A 26,703-nucleotide genomic window follows, 5' to 3' on the forward strand; every position below is an offset into this window, starting at 1 on the left:
TTTCATTGCGAACCCATTCCAGACTTTGGAAGAGAAATCGGTAGGCAAGAATGGGATCCTGTATAAAACGGGAGACCTTGTCCGTTACCTTTCCGATGGCGAATTAGAATACATTGGTAGAAATGATTTCCAGGTCAAGATCCGTGGGTACAGGATAGAATTGGGCGAGATCGAAAACAGACTTCAGGAATATGCTGAAGTAAGACAATCCGTAGTATTGGCTAAAGAAAACAAAGCGGGGATGAAATACCTTGTGGGGTATTATGTATCAGACACTTCTATAGACACCGGTCATCTTACGTCTTTCTTATCGGAAGCCTTACCTGAATATATGGTTCCTGCTGCGTTTGTCCATTTAACCTCTTTACCATTAACGATTAATGGAAAACTGGACAGGCGACAACTGCCTGAGCCTGAGTTTACGGGAGGCAGAGAATACACAGCACCGGAGAATGAGTTGCAGGAAAGACTGTGTCAGATCTATGGAGAAGTTCTGGGTCTGGATGCAGCAACAATCGGAGTCAATGATGATTTCTTCAGATTAGGAGGAGACAGTATTATCAGTATACAGCTTGTCAGCAGAATACGGCAGCGTCTGGATATAAGAGTAAGTGTTAAAGATGTCTTTACTTCAAGATCTGTACTGAAGCTTTCTGAGCTGATCGAGATCAAAGAAAAAGAAGAGCAGACTCATATTCTGACAGAACAGGGAGCGTTGACAGGAGAATTATCCTTCCTTCCTATCCAGGAATGGTTCTTTGATTTGGTAGAACAGGGATATGTAGGAGACCTTAACCATTGGAATCAGTCCTTCTTGATTAAAGTTCCTGAGTTAAGTGCAGAATTACTGGAAGAGAGTGTAAGATTGCTCATTGAAAGACATGATGCGTTCAGGATGTATTATCCAAAAGAAAATGGAACTTACACCCAGCAGTACGGAATAGAAACAATATCGGATATCAAGTATCTGGATGTGTCAGGACTCCCATCAGAAGATCTTCCAGGAATATTGACGGAATGGCAGGCACAATTTAATATAGAAAAGGGGCCATTATTCCAGATAGGATATAGTAAGGGGTATGAAGACGGAAGCGCAAGAATTTTCTTTGCTCTTCATCACCTGATTATTGATGCGGTAAGCTGGAGAATTCTTACCGAAGACCTGAAGAATTTGTATCAGACTCTTGAGAAAGGAAATAAAGTTGAACCCCCTGTAAAAGGAAGCAGTTACCGTCAGTGGGTTGAAGCCGTAAAAGGATATAAACAAGATAACCCGGCATCCAGAGAAGAGGAACTTACTTATTGGAATAACACTATTGATACTGTAGGACAAAGTAATAATGCCCTGGCAGAATTATCTTCTTCAGAATATCATTTTGCCAATCTTATGTTGGATCATGGATATACCGAGAAGTTAATCAGAGAAGTGCATCATGTCTATCATACACAGATTAATGATTTGCTATTGTCAGCCCTTGCTTCGGCTCTTTCAGATCTTACAGGAGAATCCCGGCATGCTGTCCTTCTTGAGGGGCACGGTCGTGAAGATGTTTTCAATAACCTTGATATTACAGAAACCGTAGGATGGTTTACTTCTATGTATCCATTATTACTGGAAACAGGTAATGATGTAAAAGACACGGCTATTCTGACCAAAGAATCGTTGAGAAGTATTCCAAACAATGGAATTGGTTACGGCAGTCTTGTAGGCTACACAAAATATGCTCTTCCAAAAATCAGTTTCAACTATCTTGGACAGCTTGACCAGGAGGAAAGTACCGGAGAAAAAACATGGTTTATTTCCGGAGAAAATAGCGGAAATTCCATGGGAAGTCAAAACCGGGATAGCTATATGATCAGTATAAACGGGGCGATTGCAGATGGTCAACTTCGCTTTGGACTCTCAGGATATCTTTCACAAGATCAGATCAATCTGCTGACAGAAAGATTTAAAGAATATATAAAACAGACGGTTGACGAACTTCTGGCAGAAACCAGAAGCTGGCTCACTCCATCAGATACAGAAAATATTGTTGGGAAAGAACAGCTGATGTATATTCAGGAGTCAGGAGCTGTTGAAGGAGTATATCTTGCCAACAGTTTACAGGAGGGGTTTGTATACCATGCACTCAACCAGGGAGATAAGGATGATGCCTACAGAGTACAGCTGGTATGGGATTATATGTCCGGAATGGATTTGAATAAGCTTAAAGACGCATGGATATACACGCAGGAACAACTTCCTACCTTACGATTAAGATTTGACTGGAGTGAAGAAATTGTTCAGATTATCGATAAGAAAGGAAACCTGGACTGGCGTTATCATGACATCAGTGAGATGAACGATGAAGATCAGGAAAACCTGGTCAAAGAAATGACTCAAAAAGACCGTTTCGAAATATACGACTTATCTAAAGGAAGCCTCTTCAGAGTGTATATTTTCAAACGTTCAGACAACCATTATAGCTGTCTCTTCAGTAATCATCATGCCATTCTTGATGGGTGGAGTATGCCTATATTCCTGACGCTTATTCATGAGGCCTATCTTAAACTTGTTAAAGGACAGGAGCTTTTACCTGTTCCGGATAAAGCGTATGCCGAAGCTCAGAAATACCTTCAGGAAAACAAGGACAGCAACAGCAGTTTCTGGAAAGATTATATGGGACTTCTGGAAGATCGTGAAGATTTGGGAAGCTTAATCAAAGAATCTCAAAAACAGATTGACCTTTCGGAGTATAAACAAATAGTAGATCACCGCTCGATAAAAATGTCGATAGCAGGTGAACAGTATCAGGAGCTGAAGAAATTTACATCCGAAAACGGATTTACAATCAATGCTGTACTTCAGTATTTATGGCATAAACAGCTTGGTATCTACAGTGGAGGATCCACAACGGTAGTAGGAACTACGGTATCCGGACGAAGTTTACCGGTGGATGAAATAGAATCCTCTGTAGGACTTTATATTAATACTTTACCTCTTATTGTAAATCATACAGAAGGTAAAGTGGTAGATATTATATCGGAGATTCAGCATAGAATCAGTGAGCTGAATACCCATAGTAGTGTGAATCTGGCCAGCCTTCAGCATGATGGACGCAGAATTTTCAGCAGCTTATTTGTCTATGAAAACTATCCTGCTCCAAAAGGAGGAGAAGACAATGAATTATCATTTGTTTTTAAAGGTTCAGTCGAGCGACTCGACTATCCATTAGGAATAGTGGCTTACGAAACCGGAGAGGAGGTGACTTTAAATATCAGTTATGAAGGATTTTTGTTCGATGAGAAGATGATCAATCAACTGATCGGAGGAATGAATACTGTTTTAGAACAGATTCTTGAAAATTCTGAAATTTCATGTGATCAATTATATTACCTGACCAAAGAACAGCACACTCAGTTATCAGGGTTATGGTCTATGGAAAATAGCTATGCGAGTGACACTACAATTCAGGCATTATTTGAAGCCCAGGTTGAAAGAACTCCGGATCACATAGCCATAGTATATCAGGATGTAAGGATGTCTTACCGTGAGCTTAATGATCGTTCAAACCGTTTGGCTCATTACCTTATTGAAACTTACGACCTTCAGCCTGATGACCTCGTTCCATTATGTTTAGAACGTTCAGAAGATATGCTTACAGCTATTCTGGGAGTTTTAAAAGCCGGCGGAGCGTATGTTCCTATGGATCCATCGTATCCTGTAGAGCGAATCCGTCATATCCTGGAAGATACCGGGGCAAAAATAGTGCTTGCTCATAGCATTGCAGCCTCCACAGTTCAGGAAGCCTGCAGTGGAATTGCTACCTCAGTACTTGTGCTGAATGATGCAGAACTGGAAAGAACCCTTGCTGAGAGCAGTGTCTCCAATCCGGTTACCGAGGTAGGTCCTGACCACCTTGCGTATGTGATCTATACGAGTGGAACGACAGGAATGCCAAAAGGCGTAATGCAGATTCACCGAAATGTAGCCCGTTTGTTCAGTGCTACCAATCACTGGTATCACTTCAATGACCGGGATGTATGGAGTTTATTCCATTCCTATGTGTTTGACTTTAGTGTATGGGAAATCTGGGGCGCCTTTTTCTATGGTGGAAAGCTATTGGTCCCATCCTCAGAACAGACCAAAGACACAAATTTATTCTTCAGTTTATGCCTGAAAGAAGGTCTTACGGTGCTCAACCAGACGCCAACTGCCTTCTATCAGTTTATCGATACCGCTCTTCAGCGCGAAGAAGACCTAAGCAGTCTTCGCTATGTTATATTTGGAGGAGAAGCCTTAAACCTGGCCTCCTTAAAACCTTGGTATGAACGTTACCGTTCCGCACCAACCCTCATCAACATGTATGGTATTACAGAGACCACAGTCCATGTAACCTATAAGAAGCTGAGTGTAGAAGATTTAGACAGAGCATCTCTGATCGGAGAGAATATTCCGGATCAGGGGATGTATATTTTAGATTCCCATCTTCGGGCAGTTCCTATCGGAGCTGTAGGAGAATTGTATGTAGGAGGATCGGGAATTGCACGGGGCTATTTAAACAGACCGGAATTAACCGCAGAACGTTTCATCCCGAATCCATTCCAGACTTTGAAAGAAAAAGAAGCCGGCAAGAACGGGATCCTGTATAAAACGGGAGACCTTGTCCGCTATCTTTCCGATGGGGAATTAGAATACATTGGCAGAAATGACTTTCAGGTTAAGATCCGAGGTTACAGGATAGAATTAGGAGAGATCGAAAACAGACTTCAGGAATATGCTGAAGTAAGACAATCCGTAGTCTTGGCTAAAGAAAACAAAGCTGGGATGAAATACCTTGTAGGATATTATGTATCAGATACTTCTATAGACACCGGTCATCTTACGTCTTTCTTATCGGAAGCCTTACCTGAATATATGGTTCCTGCTGCGTTTGTCCATTTAATCTCTTTACCATTAACGATTAATGGAAAACTGGACAGGAGACAACTGCCTGAGCCTGAATTTACGGGAGGCAGAGAATACACAGCACCAGAGAATGAGTTGCAGGAAAGACTGTGTCAGATCTATGGAGAAGTTCTGGGTCTGGATGCAGCAATAATCGGAATCAATGATGATTTCTTCAGCCTTGGAGGAAACAGTATCATGGCTATAAAATTGATTAGTGGTATCAAACGTACGTTGAATACTCAGGTGGGAGTTGCTGTAATATTTGGTCATAAAACAGTAGCCTCACTTTCAAACGCATTGGCCAATCAGAATAATGATGAGCAGGTAAGTATTACTCCTGTAAAAGTCAATTCTCCGGAAGAGCAGAGATTGTCCTTTGCTCAGGAAAGACTTTGGTTTATAGAAACCTATGAAGGAGGAAGTAGTGCTTACAACGTTCCGATGACTGTTCGCCTTAATGAGAAAACAAACATTTTAGCACTTTGCAAAGCATTGGAAACCATTGTAATGCGTCATGAAGTTTTGAGAAGTATTATCCTTTCTACAGAGGAAGGCAAGGGCTATCAGCTGGTGACAGACCGTGTTCCGGAAATGCATAGGCATCATGTAGAAACAAGAGCAGAACTTGATGAGGTGGTCAACAGAATTTCAAATAAAGTTTTCCGTCTGGATGAAGAGCTTCCTATAGAAGTGAACACCTTCAGCTTAGGAGATGAACATTATCTGTCGGTGGTAATCCATCACATTGCTTTTGATGGCTGGTCCACCGATATATTCTTACAGGAAATACAAACCGTTTACGAAGCTCTTATCAATGGAAAATCTCCTCAGCTTCCGGAATTAAAGATTCAATATAAAGACTTTGCTTTATGGCAGAGAAACTATCTGACAGGGGCTCGATTGGATAGCCAGCTTGGGTATTGGAAAAACAAGCTTGATGATTTCCAGAACCTTAATTTACCTGCAGATTTCAAAAGACCGGCTCAGGTATCCTACGAAGGAGAAACTATTAATTTTATTGTTGATCCAAAAGTTGCCCAAAGTCTTAGAAACACATCCAGAAAACTGGGAGTGAGTTTATACAGTGTCATGCTGGGTGGATATTACCTGATGCTTTCTGCCTACTCGGGACAGGACGATATTGTAGTGGGAAGCCCTATTGCCAACCGTCATCATGCAGGACTCGAAGACATTATCGGTTTCTTTGTCAATACCCTTGCATTGAGAGAAAATATTGACACTGAACAGAGTCTCAGAAACTTTATTCTTCAGGTATCAAAATCGGTAACAGAAGCCCAGTCTCATCAGGATCTTCCATTTGAAAAGTTAGTGGAAGAATTAGGAGTGGAACAGGATACATCCAGACATCCGGTCTTCCAGGTGATGTTTGGTCTTCAGAGTTTTGGTAGAGATACCCATGATGGGGAAGCGTTGTTTTCTCCTTTCGAGGGAGAAGTAAACTATCAGGTCGCGAAGTTTGATCTGACGACTATGATTGATGATGGTGAAGAAACCATCCGTGGAATGTTTAATTATGGCAAGACTATTTTCGCTAGAGAAACGGTCAATAATATGATCGGTTCCTATCAGTATATTCTTGAACAGGCTTTTGGTGCTCATGAGCATACACTTGAAAATGTTAAGCTTTGTGGCTTTCCTCTAATACCCGCAGACAGTAAGAAAAAAGTAACGGAAGATTGGAATACGACAGCATCTGCATATGAGGAAGAAACCATTCATAAGCTATTTGAAAATCAGGTTTCAAAGACTCCTGATCAGATTGCTTTGGTTTATCAGGATGTTCATTTATCCTACAGAGAATTAAATAACAGGGCAAATCGTCTGGCGAATTACCTTATAGGAACTTACAATATTCAGCCTGATGATATTATTCCTCTGTGTTTAGAGCGCTCTGAGAATATGCTGATTGCAATTCTCGCAGTACTGAAATCGGGAGCGGCTTATGTGCCAATGGATCCATCCTATCCGGTGGAGAGAATAGAACACATTCTTCAGGATACAGGAGCAAGATTAATTCTTGGTCAGGAAAGTACAGCAGAGAAAGTACAAAATCTGGATGTAGAATCCATTTCCTTAGATGACATTTCCTTTAAAGCACAGCTTGAACTAACAGATTCAAATAATCCGGTCACTTCAGTTACACCTGAAAACCTGGCTTATGTCATCTACACCAGCGGAACAACAGGACTTCCAAAAGGAGTAATGGTAGAACACAGAAATGTAGCCAACTTAATACAGCAGGAAGCCAAAGAATTTGGGTTGATTTCTGACGGGCTTAAAAACTGTCTTTGGTATGCTAATTACGTGTTTGATGCCCATGTATGGGAGTTGTATCCTGTCATTACTCATGGTCACAGTATCTATATTTTAGACAAAGAAAAACAGACCGATATTGCTGCTTTACAACAGTATATAGAAACCAATCATATCCGTATTGCCACCATACCGCCTGTTCTTTTAACCAAAGATTATATTCTGCCTTTAGAAAAGCTTGTCGTAGCGGGAGATGTAACAAATCCACAACTGATGGCTCTTTATCAGGCTGAAGGAGTAGATATCATTAATGCTTATGGTCCCACAGAAGGAACCGTTTGTGCCACACTGCATCACTATAATGAAGATGGAAATCCATTAAATATTGGAGGCCCTATCGGAAATATGACAAGTTATGTACTGGACAACCATATGCGGCCGGTTCCAGTGGGTGCTGTAGGGGAGCTTTATATCGGAGGGGCAGGTATTGCCAGAGGCTATTTAAACCGTCCGGATTTAACCGAAGAACGATTCATATTAAATCCGTTCCAGACCGAAGATCAAAAGACGGGAAGTCAGAATGAACGCTTATATAAAACAGGCGATTTAGTACGCTGGTTAGCCAATGGCGAGCTTGAATATGTAGGTCGAAATGACTTCCAGGTAAAAATCCGGGGCTACAGAATCGAATTAGGGGAGATTGAAAATACATTGCTTCATTACCCTGGTATCCGTCAGGTAGCTGTTCTGGCCAAAGAAAATAAAGCAGGCTTAAAATACCTGGCAGGCTATTATGTATCAGATTCAGTGATTGATTCCAATCTCCTTTCTGAACACCTTTCTACAAGTTTACCGGAATATATGATACCGGGTGCTTTTGTTCATTTAACCTCTTTGCCATTAACAATCAATGGAAAACTGGATAGAAAACAGCTTCCTGAACCAGAATTCACGGGAGGTAAAGATTATATTGCTCCAAAAACCGATCTTCAGGTTAAATTGTGCCAGATCTATGGTGATGTTTTGGGTCTTGATGCTAAAGGTATCAGTATCGAAGACGATTTCTTCCGTCTAGGAGGAGACAGTATCATCAGTATTCAGCTGGTAGGAAGAATCAGACAGCAACTGGATATAAGAGTAAGTGTTAAAGAAGTATTTACGGCCAGAACTGCTGCTGCTTTGTCTTTACTTATCGAAGAGAAAAGTCAAAATGAAGCAATCCATATTTTGGCAGAACAAGGAGTATTGGAAGGAGAAATTTCATTACTTCCAATCCAGGAATGGTTCTTCAGTCAGAAAGAATTAGGATATCTGGTGGATTTCAACCACTGGAATCAGGCCTTCCTGATCAATGTACCCCAGCTAAATAAGGAGCTTTTGGAGAAAAGTGTCCGCCTGCTCATTGAAAAGCATGATGCATTTAGAATTCATTATCCAAAAGAAAATGGATTGTACTCCCAGCAATATGGATTAGAAGCCACTCCGGAAATCAGCTATCTCGATACTTCGGATATGACAATGGAGGAGCTTTCTCAGCTCTTTACCCAATGGCATGCCCAGTTTGATATAGAAAAAGGACCATTGTACCGTATTGCGTATATAACAGGATATGAAGATGGAAGCACCAGAATCTTTTTTGCATTCCATCACCTGATCATCGATACAGTAAGCTGGAGAATTATTATAGATGACTTAAAAAACATATATCAGACTCTTGAAAGAGGAGAAGACTTTAAAGTAGTCCAAAAAGGAAGCAGCTACCGTCAATGGGTGGATGCTGTAAAAGGATATAAAAAAGAAACTCCGGAATCCAGAGAGAAAGAACTTGCTTACTGGAATAAAACGACAGAAATAGTCCATAGAATTAATAAAACATTGGAGGCTATTTCTATACCGGAAAGCAACCATGATATTCTTCTTTTAGATAAGGAAAATACAGAAAAGCTTATCAGAGGCAGCCATCATGTATATCAGACAAGGATTAATGATCTGTTATTATCGGCATTAGCTTCAGCCCTTACAGAACTTACAGGAGAATCCCGTCATGCGGTTTTGCTGGAAGGTCATGGTCGTGAAGATGTTTTCCCTAGCTTAGATATTACAGAAACAGTAGGATGGTTCACCTCAATGTATCCGTTATTACTGGAAACGGGGAAAAAGCTCAATGATACGGTAGTATTGACTAAAGAGGCATTAAGAAGCGTTCCAGATAATGGAATTGGCTACGGAAGCCTTGTAGGATATACAAAACATGAACTTCCAAAAATCAGCTTCAACTATCTTGGGCAGCTTGACCAGGAAGAAGGGGCTGCTGAGAAAGCATGGTTTATTGCAGCAGAAGACAGTGGACTTTCTATCGGAGCATCAAATAAAGAAAGCTATATTATAGGAATTAATGGTGCTGTTGTAGACGGTCAGCTTCGCTTCAGCGTTTCTGCACATCTGTCTCAGGATCAGGTAAAACGGATTACTCAGAAGTTCAAAGATTATATCATTGAGATTATAGATGAGCTTTCCAAAAATACACGAAGCTTCCTTACCCCTTCAGATATAGAGAACATTGTAAACAAAGAACAGCTTGACGCCATCCAGGAAAATGGAGAAGTGGAAGGAGTATTCTTAGCTAACAGTTTACAGGAAGGGTTTGTATATCATGCTCTAAAACAAGGGGATACGGATGATGCGTACCGGGTACAGCTGATTTGGGATTATAGGTCTGAAATGAATGTTGAAACGCTTAAAAAAGCGTGGTTCTATACTCAACAACAGTTCCCGGCATTGAGGCTCAGATTCAACTGGAGTGGAGAGATTGTTCAGATTATCGACAGGGAAAGCCCACTTGACTGGAGATTTGAGGATCTAAGCGGAATGGAGGAGAGTCAACAGGAAGAATTGATCCGCGATGTCACTCAGAAGGACCGTTTTGAAGTCTATGACCTGTCAAAAGGAGGATTATTCAGAATATACTTATTTAAATGTTCAGATAAACATTACACCTGTCTATTCAGTAATCACCATGCTGTTTTGGATGGATGGAGTATGCCTATCGTACTCAAAAGTATCCATGATATCTATCTGAACCTTATCAAAAAACGGGATCCGGGCTTTGTAATAGATCATGCCTATGTTAACACTCAGAAATACCTTCAGCAGTATAAAGACAGCAGCCGAAGTTTCTGGAAAACCTATATGAGCCTGCTTCAGGATCAGGAAGACTTAAGCAGCCTGATGAAGGAATCCCAAAGACATATTGACCTTGGAACCTACCGTCAGATACAGGATCATCAGTTTGTAAAAATGACGTTGGCAGATGACCAGTACCAACAACTGAAAAAATTCACTACCAAAAATGGATTTACGGTAAATGCTGTTCTGCAATATCTGTGGCATAGCCAGCTGGGTATGTATAGCGGAGTAGAAACAACAGTGGTAGGGACTACAGTGTCTGGACGAAGCCTTCCTATCGATGACATAGAATCATCTGCGGGACTGTTTATCAATACACTTCCACTTATTGTAGAGCATACGGAAGGTAAAGTGGTGGATATTATTTCCAATATCCAGCAGAGAATCAGTGAGCTTAACACACACAGCGATGTCAGCCTTGGGGAGCTTCAACATGATGCACGATGTGTGTTCAGCAGCTTATTTGTGTATGAGAACTATCCGGTACCGGCAGGAGGAGATGACGGTAATGAATTAGGATTTGTTTTCAAAGGTTCTGTAGAAAAATTGGATTATCCGCTGGGAATAATGGCTTATGAACAGGGAGAGAGCGTAACGATGAAAATCAATTATGAAGGAGTTCTTTTTGAGCAGCAAACCATGGAGCAGCTGATGGAAGGGATGAAGTCTGTTTTAGGACAGGTATTAGAAAACTGGGAGATCACTTCAGATCAGCTTTCATATGTTTCTGAAAATCAGTTGAACCTGATAAAATCCTGGAACCATACAGTTTCTGATTTTTCTTCAGATAAAACGATTCATGAACTGTTTGAAAACCAGGTTTCAAAAACGCCTGATCACATTGCATTGGTATACCAGAATGTTAAGTTATCCTATACTGAGCTAAACAATAGAGCTAATCGACTGGCTAATTATCTGATCAGGACTTATGATCTTCAGCCAGATGATCTGATCCCATTATGTTTGGAAAGATCGGAACATATGCTTATATCAATATTAGCTGTATTGAAGACCGGAGCCGCTTATGTACCCATGGATCCTTCATATCCGGCAGACAGGATAGAACATATTCTTCATGATACAGGAGCAAAACTGGTTCTTGGAGAAGAGGAAACAATAGATAAGCTACAGAATACAGAAGCAGATGCTATTTCCTTAGATCAGACTGCTTTCCGGGATGTGATTAAGAGAGAATCTTCAGAAAATCCTGTGACTACAGTTAAATCCCATAACCTGGCTTATGTAATTTACACCAGTGGAACAACAGGACTTCCAAAAGGAGTTATGGTAGAGCACAGAAATGTAGCCAACTTAATAGAACAGGAAGCTAAAGAATTTGGATTGAGATCTGATGGAGGGATCCATAAAAACTGCCTGTGGTATGCGAGCTATGTATTCGACGCCCATGTATGGGAATTGTATCCTGTTATTACTCATGGCCATAGCATCTATTTACTGGAAAAAGAAAAAAGGATTGATCTTTCCGAATTACAGGAATATATAGAAGAACACAATATTAGTATAGCGACTATTCCGCCAATCCTTTTGACGGATGAATATATACTTCCTTTAGAGAAATTGGTAGTGGCTGGAGATGTAACGAACCCTCAGGTAATGAAGCTTTATAAAGAATATGGAGTAGACATTATCAATGCCTACGGTCCAACCGAAGGAACAGTGTGTGCCACATTACACCACTATAACGAGGATGGTAATCCATTGAATATTGGAAAAGCCATCGGAAATATGACGGCTTATGTATTGGATAAGAATCTTCGTCAGGTTCCTGTAGGGGTAATAGGAGAGCTTTATATCGGAGGAGCAGGTATTGCCAGAGGATATTTAAACAGATCGGAACTTACGGAAGAACGCTTTATGCTGAACCCTTTCCAGACCGCAGAGCAGAAGAAAAGAGGTGAAAACGGACGGTTATATAAAACCGGTGATTTAGTACGTTGGTTATCTAATGGAGAATTAGAATATATTGGACGTAATGACTTCCAGGTAAAAATCCGAGGCTACAGAATTGAATTAGGAGAAATTGAAAACAGATTGCTTCAGTATCCTAATATCCGTCAGGCAGCAGTATTGGCAAAAGAAAATAACGAAGGGATGAAATATCTGGCAGCCTATTATGTGTCAGACTCATCCATAGATCCAGGTCTGCTTTTTGACTTCCTGTCAGAAGTTCTTCCGGATTATATGTTGCCGGGTGCTTTTGTTCATTTGAATGTTTTACCATTAACAATCAATGGGAAGCTGGACAGAAAGCAGCTTCCGGAACCTGATTTTACAGGGAACAAAAAACAGATCATTCCGGAAAATGAATTACAGGCGAAACTATGTGATATTTATGGTGAGGTACTGAAGGTTGATCCGTCCAATATAAGTATCGATGATGACTTCTTCAGGCTTGGAGGAAACAGTATCATGGCCATAAAACTGATCGGAAAAATTAAGCAGGAACTAAAACTTCAGATAGGAGTCACTGAGGTTTTCAATCATAAAACGATTGCTTCTCTTTCAACTGTTTTAGCAGATGAAAATAATACAGGTGAACAAATCATCATTACTCCTGTAAAAGTAGACTCTCCTGAAAAACAAAGATTGTCTTTTGCTCAGGAAAGGCTTTGGTTTATAGAATCTTATGAGGGTGGAAGCAGTGCTTATAATATTCCTATTACGACAATGCTGGATAAGGATATACAGCTTGATCTTCTTCAGAAGTCTCTGGAAATGGTGATTATGCGCCATGAAGTGCTACGCTCGATGATCCGGACTACAGAAGAAGGGGTAGGTTACCAGGTGGTTACAGGCCTTATTCCGGAATTTAAAATCACAGAAGTAAAAACGAGAGAAGAATTAGAAGAGAACATAAACAGGTGTGCCAACAAGGTATTCCGTGTAGAGGAAGAACTTCCTGTGGCAGTAAATGTTTTCAGTTTAGAAAACAATCATTATCTGTCTGTTGTTGTTCATCATATTGCTTTTGACGGATGGTCTACAGATGTCTTTCTGAAAGAGCTTGCAACAATGTACTATAAGCTTTCCGGTAGAGAAATCGCAGAGCTTCCTCCATTAAAGGTTCAGTACAAAGACTTTGCTTTATGGCAGCGTAATTATCTTGCAGGAGAACGTCTTGATCAACAGATTGACTATTGGAAAAATAAGCTTGATGATTTCCATAATTTAGATTTACCTACGGATTTCAGACGACCGTCTCAAATTTCTTACGAAGGGGAAAATCTATACTTCAGTCTGGATGCAGAACGGGGAGAAAAATTAAGAAACCTTTCAAAAGAATTGGGAGTAAGTCTGTACAGTTTGATGCTGGGAGGCTATTATCTGATGCTTTCTGCCTATTCAGGACAGGATGATATTGTAGTAGGAAGCCCTATTGCGAACCGTCATCATGCTGGGCTTGAAGACATCATTGGTTTCTTTGTTAATACATTGGCGCTAAGAGAAAGTATTGATCCTGAGCAAACCCTTAAAGACTTCATTCTTCAGGTTTCAAAATCAATCACAGAAGCGCAGTCTCATCAGGATCTTCCATTTGAGAAGTTAGTGGAAGAACTAGGAGTAGAGCAGGATACCTCCAGACACCCGATTTTCCAGGTGATGTTTGGCCTTCAAAGTTTTGGAGGAGGAGATGCTAAAGTAAATGATGAAGACGTTTTATTCTATCCTTTTGATGGAGAAGTAGACTATCAGGCGGCAAAATTTGATCTGACGACAATGGTTGATGATCATGGAGGAGACCTCCGTATCATGTTCAATTATGCAAAATCACTGTTTAAAAAAGATACAATTGTCCGTATGGCCGGATCTTACCAGCTTCTTTTAGATCAATTGATTCAGGTTGATATTCATCATACAAGAGTTTGCGGACTTTCTCTGCTACAGGAAGAAGAATATAAAATGACCGTGGAAAGCTGGAATGATACGCGGGAGGAATATGCAAAAGACCTGACAGTTCATCAGTTATTTGAAAATCAGGTGTTGAAAACCCCGGATCAGACAGCGGTAGTATATCAGGATGTCAGACTTTCTTACAGAGAGCTGAATGACCGATCAAACCGCTTGGCCAATTACCTTCTTGAAACGTACAATCTTCAGCCTGACGATATTATTCCTTTATGCTTAGATCGTTCGGAGTATATGCTGATTGCAATTCTTGCTGTAATGAAAACAGGAGCAGCTTATGTTCCAATGGATCCGTCTTATCCGGTGGACAGAATAAAACACATTCTTCAGGATACCGATGCAAAACTTGTTTTAGGGCAGGAAAGCACAACAGAAAAGTTGGAAGACCTGGGGGTAGAATGTATCGCTTTAGATGAGGTAAACATTAAAGCACAGCTTGAACTCACAGATTCAAATAATCCTGTTACCCAGGTAAATTCAGATAATCTGGCCTATGTCATCTACACCAGTGGTACAACAGGACTCCCTAAAGGAGTAATGATTGAACATTCCGGGGTGATAAATCTTATAAAATCAATGATTAAGGCTCACCGACTTGAAGAATTCAAGGAAGTGGGATGTTATTCAAATTATGTATTCGACGCCTTTGTCTATGAAGCTCTCACGGTATTGTGTAATGGAAACACCTTGTGGGTTTACAGCAATGACCTTAGAACATCTGTAGGAGAACTTAACGAATATATCAGAGAAAATAATATAGAGGTATCGTTTATTCCACCAGTTTTATTGAGAGAAGTTGTAAACAATGGCACCAACCTGAAATTGATTTTTGCCGGAGGAGAAAGTTTCCCTGCTTTGGATAAAAATATTGATGATATTATACTTGTCAATGAGTACGGTCCAACCGAGGGCACAGTGTGTGCGACGCTGCACTATTACAAAGAAGATGGTAATCCGTTGAATATTGGAGGTCCGATTGGGAATATGACGACTTATGTGTTGGATGGCCATATGCGGGCTGTTCCAGTGGGAGCTGTAGGAGAGCTTTATATCGGAGGAGCCGGAATTGCACGAGGTTATTTAAACCGCCCGGATTTAACAGAAGAACGTTTCCTTGATAACCCATTCCAGACATTATCCCAAAAAGCAAGAGGCGAAAACAGCCGCTTATACAAAACGGGAGACTTAGTACGCTGGTTAGCTAATGGCGAGCTGGAATACATCGGAAGAAATGACTTCCAGGTAAAAATCCGGGGGTACAGAATTGAATTAGGCGAGATTGAAAATACCTTACTTCATTATCCGGGAATCCGTCAGACGGCAGTATTGGCCAAAGAAAATAAAGCAGGCTTAAAATACCTGGCAGGATACTATGTGTCAGATGTTGAGATTGATTCCGATCTTCTTACTGAGCATTTGTCCGCGAGCTTACCGGAATATATGGTACCAGGTGCTTTTGTACACTTAACAGCCTTGCCATTAACGATCAATGGAAAACTGGATAAGAAACAATTGCCGGAACCGGAGTTCACAGGAAGCAAAGATTATGTTGCTCCCCAAACGGATCTTCAGGTCAAACTGTGCCAGATCTATGGGGATGTATTAGGGCTCGATCCATTAACCATCAGTATCGAAGACGATTTCTTCCGCTTAGGAGGCGACAGTATCATCAGTATCCAGCTGGTAGGAAGAATCAGACAACAATTAGAAGTAAGACTAAGTGTAAAAGAAGTCTTTACGGCCCGCAGCGTATCATCATTGTCGTTACTCATAGAAGAAAAGAAACAGACAGAAGGAGAACATATCCTTTCCGAGCAAGGTATATTAGAAGGGGGAGTTTCCTTACTTCCTGTTCAGGATTGGTTCTTCAGCCAGAAAGAACAGGGTTATCTTGGAGATTTCAATCACTGGAATCAGGCCTTTTTGATCAATGTGCCAGAGCTTGATAAAGAGTTACTGGAAACCTCCATCCATCATTTAGTGGAAAGACATGATGCGTTCAGACTTTATTATCTAAAAGCTGATGGTGTTTATACCCAGGCATATAGCAGTGAGGAATCCGTAGCGAGTATCAATTACCTTGATGCTTCAGGATTAAGTGCAGAAGAATTGTCTAAGACTTTCACGGCCTGGCAGTCTCAATTTGATATTGAAAACGGATCATTGTATCAGATCGGCTATATCAGCGGTTATGCAGATGGCAGCGCAAGGATTTACTTTGCCCTTCACCATTTGATCATTGATGCCGTAAGCTGGAGGATTATTACCGAAGACTTAAAGAATATTTATCAGTCTCTTGAAAAAGGAGATACAGAATACATTACGGGTCATGTAAAAGGGACAAGCTACCGCCAATGGGTGGAAGCTGTGCGAAGCTATAAAACAGAAAACCCGGAATCCAGAGCCCAGGAACTTTTATTCTGGAATGCCACGGCTGAAACCGTAGAATCTAACAATGCTGCGCTAAGCAGTTTCATTGGCAAAGAGCACCACCACGGTCATTTGATGCTAAGTAAAGAGATGACCGAATCGTTGATCAGAAAGACCCATCATGCATACCATACCCAAATCAATGATCTTCTTCTCTCAGCGTTATCCCTTTCGCTTTCAGGATTAACCGGAGAGGAAAGCCATTCCGTATTGCTGGAGAGCCATGGTCGTGAAGAAGTCTTTGGGAACTTGGATATCACCGAAACTGTAGGTTGGTTTACCACAATGTATCCATTACTGCTGAAGAAAGGGAAAGACCTTTCGGATACAGTGGTATTGACTAAGGAATCCCTGCGACGTATTCCAAATAACGGAATTGGTTATGGTAGTTTGATAGGCTATATAGAACGTGAGCTACCTAAGATCAGCTTCAACTATCTTGGACAGCTGGACCAGGAAGATATCTCCGGCGAAAAGAGCTGGTTTATCGCAGCTGAGGACAGTGGATTAGGGGTAGGAAGTAATAACCGCGACAGCCATTATATCAGCATCAATGGAGCTGTTGTGGATGGGCAATTACGCTTTGGCGTTACCGGTTACCTGAGTGAAGAAGAGATTACTTTACTGTCAGAAGGCTTTAAGAGCCATTTGGAATCTATCATTACCTTGCTTTCCGAAGAGGATCGAAGCTACCTGACTCCATCTGATATAGACTATATTGTAGAGCAGGAACAGCTATTTGGTATTCAGGAGAAAGGGGAAATTGAAGGGGTTTATTTAGCGAACAGCTTACAGGAAGGCTTTGTATATCACGCGTTGAACCAAGGCGATAAAGATGATGCCTACAGAGTACAGTTGATCTGGGACTACCATAGTAAAATTAATGAAGAGAAGTTAAAAGATTCCTGGAAATGTACCCAGGCTGCATATCCGTCGTTGAGACTACGTTTTGACTGGAATGGCGAGATCGTACAGGTTATCGATAAAGAAGGCGAAGTAGACTGGCGCTACCAGGATATCAGTGGAATGAGTAAGGAATCTCAGGAGTCCCTGATCGGAGAAATTACCCAGAAGGACCGCTTTGAGGTGTATGACCTTACCAAGGGCAGTCTTTTCAGGGTGTATCTGTTCAAAAGAGGAGATAGCCACTACAGCTGTTTATTCAGTAATCACCATGCGATTCTGGATGGCTGGAGTATGCCTGTCATTCTCAATAGCATCCATGATCATTACCTGGGTCAGCTTAAAGGGAAGGAGATCTCACTGGCTTCCGATTCTGCGTATGCTTTAACCCAGCAGTACCTTCAGTCCCATAAAGAGAGCAGCGGGAAGTTCTGGAATACCTATATGGGCTTACTGGAAGACCAGGAAGATCTGAGCAGCCTGGTAAAAGAAGACCAGCGCCATATTGACTTAGGAACTTACCGTCATATCCAGGATCATCAGCATATAAAAATGCAGATCGAAGGAGATCAGTACCATACGTTGAAGGCTTTTACTAAAGAACAAGGCTTTACGGTGAATGCTGTTTTACAATACTTATGGCATAAGCAGCTGAGTATTTACAGTGGCTTAGGAACAAGTGTTGTAGGGACAACGGTCTCAGGAAGAAGCTTACCCGTTGATGGGATAGAATCTTCAGCCGGATTATATATCAACACACTGCCATTGATTGTGAGCCATGCAGATGGCCGGGTTGTGGATCAGATCACAGAGATTCAGAATAGGATCAGTGAGCTCAATACGCACAGTGACATCAACCTTGCAGCATTGCACCATGATGGACGCAGGATCTTCAGCAGTTTATTTGTGTATGAGAACTATCCTGTACCTAAAGGAGGTGAGGGTAATGAGTTAGGATTTGTGTTCATGGACTCTGTAGAGAAGCTTGATTATCCGTTGGGAATTATGGCTTCGGAACAGGGAGATAGTGTAACCGTTAAGATCAATTATGAAGGCGTTCTTTTCGAAGAACAAACGATACAGCAGTTGATTGAAGGAATGGAAACTCTTTTAGATCAGATTCTTAAAAATAAGAAAATCACATCAGATCAACTTGCTTATGTTTCTGATAATCAAATAAAGCTCATCCAATCCTGGAATGTGATAGATCCTGTTGATTCTGATAAAACCCTTCATGGTTTATTTGAATCTCAGGTATCAAGGACGCCAGATGCGGTTGCCTTGGTTTATGGAGATATTAAGCTCACCTATAAAGATTTAAATGAGCGCTCCAACCGTTTGGCAAATTATCTGATAAAAACACATGCCCTTCAACCGGATGATCTGGTTCCGTTATGCCTGGAGCGTTCAGAACATATGCTGATTGCTATTTTAGGGGTATTAAAATCCGGAGCAGCCTATGTTCCTATGGATCCCTCTTATCCTTCAGACAGAATAGAACATATTCTTAAAGATACAGGCAGCAAAATTGTTATTGCCGAAGAAAGGACTATAGAAAAAGTGACATCTTCAGTGACACCAATTTCTATAAACGATTCTGTTTTCCAAACCATTCTGGCAACACAGGAAATATTGAACCCGGTTACCGAAGCTAAAGGTGATAATCTGGCCTATGTTATTTATACCAGTGGAACCACCGGACTGCCAAAAGGAGTGATGGTGGAACACGGAAATGTAGTGAATGTAGTTTCTCAGGTAAGAGAGGCTTATGGTTTCAGTGAAGGAGAGAAAATAACGGCTTATACGTCGTATGTTTTTGACGTATCCGTATCCGAGTTTTTCAACAGTTTACTGTATGGAAACGAACTTCACCTGCTGGATGAAGAAACGAAGAAAGATGCCGATGCCATCAGCAGATACCTAATCTCTAATGATATTGCTTACACCTATTTGCCACCGATAATGCTATCTGTTCTACCCCGCGTGGATTGTCCTTCATTAAAAGGGTTATTATACGCAGGAGAACCGTGTGATTATGAAACGGGAAAATACTGGTCAGAAGAGAAAGTGTTGTATAACCTTTACGGACCAACCGAAGCAACGATCTATGCCACATACAAACAGGTAGATCATGGCGATGTTCATCTGATCGGCCGTCCTGTAGGAAACAGTTCCGCTTATGTGCTGGATGGGAACCTTCGATTAGTTCCTGTGGGAGCCGTAGGCGAGCTTTACCTTGGCGGAGCTGGAATAGCAAGAGGCTATTTAAACAGACCTGATCTGACCGAAGAACGTTTCATTGTTAACCCTTTCCAAACAAAGGAACAGAAGGAAAGAGGTGAGAATGGCAGACTGTACAGTACGGGAGACCTTGTGCGTTGGCTTTCTGATGGGAATATAGAATATATTGGGAGAAATGACTTCCAGGTAAAGATCCGGGGTTACAGAATAGAATTGGGAGAGATCGAAAACCGTTTGTCTCAATATCCTGAAGTAAGACAATCGGTAGTCTTAGCCAAAGAGAACAATGCGGGGATGAAATACCTTGCCGGATATTATGTATCAGAAGAAGATATTGATAATGAAATTCTTACGGAATATCTATCATCCTCTTTACCGGAATATATGGTACCGAATGTTTTTGTTCATTTAACAGCTTTACCATTAACGATCAATGGTAAACTCGACAGAAAACAGCTTCCTGAACCGGAATTCAGCGGAGACAGAGAATATGTAGCCGTAGAAAATGAGTTACAGAGAACATTATTCCGAATCTACGGTGAAGTGTTGGGGCTTGCCGCTGAAAACATCAGTGTCCACGATGATTTCTTCCGATTGGGAGGAAACAGCATCATGGCGATTAAGTTAGCCAATAAGATCAAGCAGGAGCTTGGTATACAGGTGAAAGTAGCTAAGGTACTTACTCATAAGACGATAGCTTCCCTCGCCAATGTGTTAAGTGGAGATGATCATGTGGATGAACAGGTAACCATAACCCCGATAGTAATATCATCACCTGAAGAGCAGCGTTTATCTTTTGCTCAGGAAAGACTTTGGTTTATAGAAGCGTATGAAGGAGGAAGCAGTGCATACAATATCCCAATGACTGTTATTCTGAATCAGAAAACGAATGTTTCTGTTCTGTGTAAAGCTCTTGAAGCGGTAGTAATGCGTCATGAAGTGCTCCGCACATTGATCAAAACGAATGTAGATGGAATGGGCTATCAGGTAGTTACAGATCTTATTCCTGAATTTAAAATAACAGAAGTAGAGACGAGAGAAGAACTGGATCAGCACATAAATAAATGTGCCAATAAAGTCTTCCGTCTGGATTCAGAAATTCCTGTAGAGATCAATATCTTCAGATTCAAAGGACGGCATTATCTGTCTGTTGTGATTCACCACATTGCTTTTGACGGATGGTCTACAGAGGTCTTTTTAAAAGAATTGAGCAGTCTTTATCATACATTATCATTAGGAATAGCTTCTACACTTCCTGAATTGAAGATTCAGTACAAAGATTTTGCTTTATGGCAGCGTAATTATCTTTCAGGTAAACGTCTGGATAGCCAGATTGAGTATTGGAAGGTTAAATTCGATGATTATCAAAGTCTGGATTTGCCAACGGATTTCCATAGACCTGCAGACATCTCTTATGAAGGAGAAACGATTAATGTTGATATATCAGGAGAAATATCCGAAGGGATCAGAGATCTCTCCAGAAACCTTGGAGTAAGTGTATACAGTGTCATGCTGAGTGGATATTATCTGATGCTTTCAGCCTATTCCGGCCAGGAAGATATAGTCGTGGGAAGCCCTATTGCCAATCGCCATTATGCTGGTCTTGAGGGTGTTATCGGATTTTTTGTCAATACATTGGCGCTAAGAGAGAAAATTGATTCAGAGCAAAAAGTGAAAGACTTTATTCTTCAGGTAGCAGGCTCGGTAACAGAAGCACAATCTCACCAGGATCTCCCATTCGAGAAGCTGGTAGAGGAACTTGGAGTAGAGCAGGATACCTCCAGACACCCTATCTTCCAGGTAATGTTTGGGCTGCAGAATTTTGGAGGTGGAGATTCAGCAGTGAAGGAAGAAGAAGCTTTATTCTATTCTTTTGATGGTGAAGTCGACTACCAGGCGGCGAAGTTTGATCTGACGACAATGGTGAATGATGGTCCGGAAGCGATACAGATGACTTTCAACTATGCAACCTCTCTGTTTAGAAAAGAAACGATTGTCCGTATGGCCGATTCTTATCAATTCCTTCTGACCCAGATGGTAAAATCAGGAACAGGGAATACAAAAATTGATGAACTTTCTCTGATCGCGGAGAAGGAAAGCAAACAGATTGTAGAAGTTTGGAATAATACCCAGAAAGCATATCAGGATAAGTTTACGATTCATCAGCTTTTTGAAAACCAGGTTGAAATGACCCCGGATACTACAGCTTTAGTATATCAAAATGTAAGATTATCCTATCGTGAATTGAATGAAAGGGCCAATCGTTTGGCCAGTCATCTTATCAATGAATATCATCTTCAGCCGGATGATCTGGTACCTCTATGTCTTGAGCGTTCTGAAGATATAATTATAGCAGGTCTTGCTGTAATGAAAGCCGGAGCGGCTTATGTTCCTATGGATCCATCATATCCGGTAGATAGAGTTAATCATATTGTAAAGGATACTGCAAGCAAAGTTATTCTTACCCAAAAAAGTGCAGTCAATAAATTAATAGAATCCTCTTTAGGAAAAACAGATTTAATTGTACTGGACAGCGAAAAGGTTATAGAAAAGCTTGATCAGTCAAATGCTGATAATCCTGCTGCCAAAGTAAGCTCAGACAACCTGGCTTATGTGATTTATACCAGTGGAACAACAGGACTTCCTAAAGGGGTAATGATTGAGCATTCGGGAGTGATCAACCTTATAGAATCAATGATAAAAATTCACCGACTTGAAGAATATCAGGAAGTAGGATGTTTTTCGAACTATGTATTCGATGCCTTTGTCTATGAAGCATTTCCGGCATTATGTAACGGGAATACCTTGTGGATTTACAGCAATGATCTTAGAACATCAGTGAACGAACTTAATGACTACATCAAAGAAAATAATATAGAAGTTTCCTTTATACCACCGGCTTTATTGAGGGAGGTTATAGATAACGGAACCCATTTGAAATTGATTTTTGCAGGAGGGGAAAGCTTCCCCGCCTTAGATAAAAATATTGATGATATTATCCTCGTTAATGAATATGGGCCAACCGAAGGAACAGTCTGTACAACACTTCATTATTATAAAGAAGATCGCAACCCATTAAATATCGGGGATCCTATCAACAACATGACGGTTTATGTATTGGATGCCCATTTCCGTCCTGTTCCTGTAGGGGCAGTAGGAGAGCTTTATATAGGGGGAGCAGGTATTGCCAGAGGGTACTTAAACCAACCTGAGCTGACCGAAGAACGCTTCCTGGACAATCCATTCCAGACATTAGAACAAAAAGAAAAAGGAGAAAATGGTCGACTATATAAGACCGGTGATTTAGTGCGTTGGTTATCTAATGGAGAACTGGAATATATGGGAAGAAATGACTTCCAGGTGAAGATCCGCGGCTATAGAATTGAACTTGGAGAGATTGAAAACAGGCTGCTCCAGTATCCCGGAGTGAAGCAGGCAGTCGTTATGGCCAAAGAAAACAGAGGAGGAATGAAATATCTTGCCGGATACTATGTTTCTGATCCGGTTATAGATCCGCATATGATCTCTGAATTCTTATCAGAAACACTTCCGGATTATATGATTCCGAATGTGTATATCCATCTGGAACGTCTTCCTTTGACCATCAACGGAAAAATAGACAGAAAACGCCTTCCTGAGCCTGAGTTTATTGGAATCTCAGAATATGCTGCTCCTGAAAATGACATGCAACGAAAACTTGCCGGTATTTATGGAGAAGTATTGAATCTGGATCCGGAAGCAATTAGTATTCATGATGACTTCTTCAAATTGGGAGGAAACAGTATCATGGCTATTAAACTGATCAACAGGATACATCAGCAGCTGGATGTTCAGCTTAAAATTGTAGAATTGTTCAAAGAGAAAACGGTAAGTAAACTTTCCAGAACGGTGATGAGCTATGGAAAAGAGTATAAGCCAATCGTTGCTTTTAATCAGGAGAGCAACAATCCGAAAATGTTCCTTATACATCCTGGAAATGGAGGTTGTGAAGTCTATCAGTCATTGGCAGAACAATTGAAAGCAGAATATGACTGTTACGGAGTAGATTCCTACAACCTATACAATGAAGAGAAGATCAGTAACCTGAAAGGGCTGGCTCATTATTATCTGGCTCATATTGATGACATACAGAAGGATCATCAGCAGGAAGAATATATCCTGTTAGGATGGTCTTTGGGAGGAAATATTGCTCTGGAAATTGCTGCAGAGCTTGAGAACAGAGGACATCAGAAAATTACAGTTTATCTGCTGGATACTATTTTTTACGCCTCTGATCAGAAGCTGGTGGAATACCTTTCGTTCCCTACAGATGAAGAGCTGAGTGAGAAGCTGAATGTTTCTATTGATGACCGTCAGTTTACAGCCACTAAAAACTTTATGTCGGCAGAGTATACGATTATTAAAGAAAATATTTCAAACAATCTGAATTCAACAAAAGTGGTTTTATTCAAGGCAATGCTTGAGGGAGAAACCTTTAATGAGTCATTTAACAGCCATGTACAGGGATCAGCCTATAACAATGTAGATTCAGTCATTGAAAACCGTGATTTATTATCTGTTTATCCTATTAATGCATCCCATCAAACGATGCTGGAGCAGAAAGAGCATATTATTGACCTTATCCTTAAAACAGCTGCCAGTAATTAAAAAAAACATGGGAGATGGTAAAAAGTCTCCCATGTTTATCAACTACACACACTAAAGAAAACCTATGAACAGAACAACATCATATAAACCACAAGTATTTTTACTGCATTACGCAGGCGGAGACAAAAATTCTTTTCGCCCGCTAATTGAAGGCCTAGAACCCTTTTTTGAGGTAGAAACCCCTGAGCTTCCGGGTAGAGGAGATCGTATGGCAGAATCCTTTTTAAAAAACAAACAGGACGCTGTAGCAGATCTGCTGAGTCAGGTAAAAAAAGCACGGAAAAAAGAAGTTCCATATCTCATATACGGACATAGTATGGGAGCTATTTTAGGACATGAAATTTGCTTTGCAATGGAAGAATCTATGGATGCTCCCGCTTATTTTGTCCCCACAGGATATCCCGGACCCAAAATAAAAAATAACCCGCCTATTGCCGGACTGCCAAGAACAGAATTTTTTGCCGAAGTACGAAAATTGGGTGGACTTTCGGATGAAGTCATGGAATTTGAAGAATTGCTGGATTTTTTTGAGCCCGTACTCAGAGCAGACTTCGGACTGCTGGAAGACAAGGAAAATATTCCGTTTGATGAAAAAATAAAGACTCCTGTTTTTGCGGTGATGGGAAAAAATGAACGATATGCATTGAATATAAGAAACTGGAACCATTATACTGAAGCAGAATGTGAATGCCAGATCGTAAATGGGAACCATTTCTTTATCAATCAAAACTTCAATTACCTGGCACAAGTCATTAAAAATCTAATGAATGCAGCGACGGCGAAATCGTAAAATATTCATACTTACCTTAAAAAATAACCCTGCTTATGCAAACAAAAAAAGATTACGCATTAGTTTTTATTTTTATTACCATCCTGATTGATATCATTGGAATAGGGATCGTTGCTCCCGTGCTGCCTACCCTTATTTTAAAGCTCTCAAACGGAGATTTAAGTACTACAACACAATATATAGGCTGGTTTATATCCATATATGCTTTAATGCAGTTTATATTTGCCCCAATCCTTGGGAATCTCAGTGACCGTTTCGGACGGAGACCTGTACTTTTATGGTCTCTATTGGGACTCGGAATAGATTATCTGATTCTTGCATTTGCACCAAACCTGATGTGGTTATTTGTAGGACGGATAATAACAGGAATTATGGGATCCAGTATGACTACCGCTACCGCATATATTTCAGATATCAGTACTCCTGAAAAGAAAAGTCAGAATTTCGGAATGATAAGTGCTGTTGCCGGACTTGGTTTAATCATAGGACCTGTGATTGGAGGACTGCTGGGGCAATATGGTGAACGAATCCCTTTCTATGCCGCCGCCGGGCTGAGCCTTCTTAATTTTATGTATGGCGTTTTTGTTCTCCCCGAATCTCTTAAAGAAAGTAACAGAAGGCCTTTTTCCTGGAAAACTGCCAATCCCATAGGAGCTATTAAAAGTATTAAAAAAGAGATACTGGCCCCAACATTGATTATTGCATTTGTATTCATCGCTTTGGCTGGTCATGCAATGCAGAGCACCTGGAATGTGTATGGGATGGAAAAGTTTAACTGGAAGGCGGATATGATAGGATATTCATTAGGGTTTTTTGGCGTTTTAATGGTGATATCCCAGGGATTGTTTATTGGATTATTTATCAATAAGCTGGGGCAGAAGAAATCGATCATAATTTGCTTGTTTATTTACTGTGTCAGTCTGTTATTATTTGGTTTAGTAAATAAATCTTGGATGGCTTTTGCCGTCATGGTTCCTTATGCATTAGGAGGGATGGCTACCCCCATACTCCAAAGTGTGATTTCTTCAAAGGTTCCCGACAACAAGCAAGGGCTCCTTCAGGGAGGGTTGTCGAGTATTGGCAGTATTACTGCTGTTTTTGGACCTTTGTTAATGACCAATGTATTCGCCTATTTTACATCTAGCCATAGTCCTGTGATCTTCAGTGGAGCTCCTTTTGTCTTAGCTTCTGTTTTGGCCTCAATTGGGAGTTTCTGTGTATATGCTGCAATAAAAAATGAAAAATCTTAGGATAATTTCAGTAATATCATGACAGCTTCAGATTTATCTTTTTAGAATCTATTCTTTCAGTTTTAAAGAACATCCCGAAGGAAAAATGGTTGTAGATTTCTGTATCCTATTCATTAATTTTCCAT

3 protein-coding genes (1 of these 3 cut by a window edge) are annotated in these 26,703 nt (G+C 40.7%); all 3 read left to right on the forward strand.

Going from position 1 to position 26,703, the window contains the following annotated elements:
• A protein-coding gene (locus LQV47_RS01870; RefSeq protein WP_230033193.1) for a non-ribosomal peptide synthase/polyketide synthase crosses the window boundary here: on the forward strand, window positions 1-24,538 show its 3' portion. Its footprint begins 19,715 nt before the window's first position; only the last 24,538 of its 44,253 coding nucleotides appear in the window; the start codon falls outside the window, past its left edge; it ends in the stop codon at window positions 24,536-24,538.
• Window positions 24,539-24,602: 64 nt separating this feature from the next.
• Window positions 24,603-25,328, forward strand: coding sequence for an alpha/beta fold hydrolase (locus LQV47_RS01875; protein ID WP_230033195.1), 726 nt, complete (start codon window positions 24,603-24,605; stop codon window positions 25,326-25,328).
• A 35-nt stretch (window positions 25,329-25,363) separates the two neighbouring features.
• On the forward strand, window positions 25,364-26,578 hold the full coding sequence (locus LQV47_RS01880) for a TCR/Tet family MFS transporter (protein WP_230033197.1): 1,215 nt from the start codon (window positions 25,364-25,366) through the stop codon (window positions 26,576-26,578).
• Window positions 26,579-26,703 lie beyond the last annotated feature (125 nt).

It is taken from the genome of Chryseobacterium sp. Bi04 (genome assembly GCF_918698085.1).
In the GTDB taxonomy this organism is placed as follows: Bacteria; Bacteroidota; Bacteroidia; order Flavobacteriales; family Weeksellaceae; genus Chryseobacterium.

Coding starts and splice junctions, on each gene's coding strand:
- LQV47_RS01875 (WP_230033195.1), top strand. CDS start 24,603: ATGAACAGAACAACATCATATAAACCACAAGTATTTTTACTGCATTAC.
- LQV47_RS01880 (WP_230033197.1), top strand. CDS start 25,364: ATGCAAACAAAAAAAGATTACGCATTAGTTTTTATTTTTATTACCATC.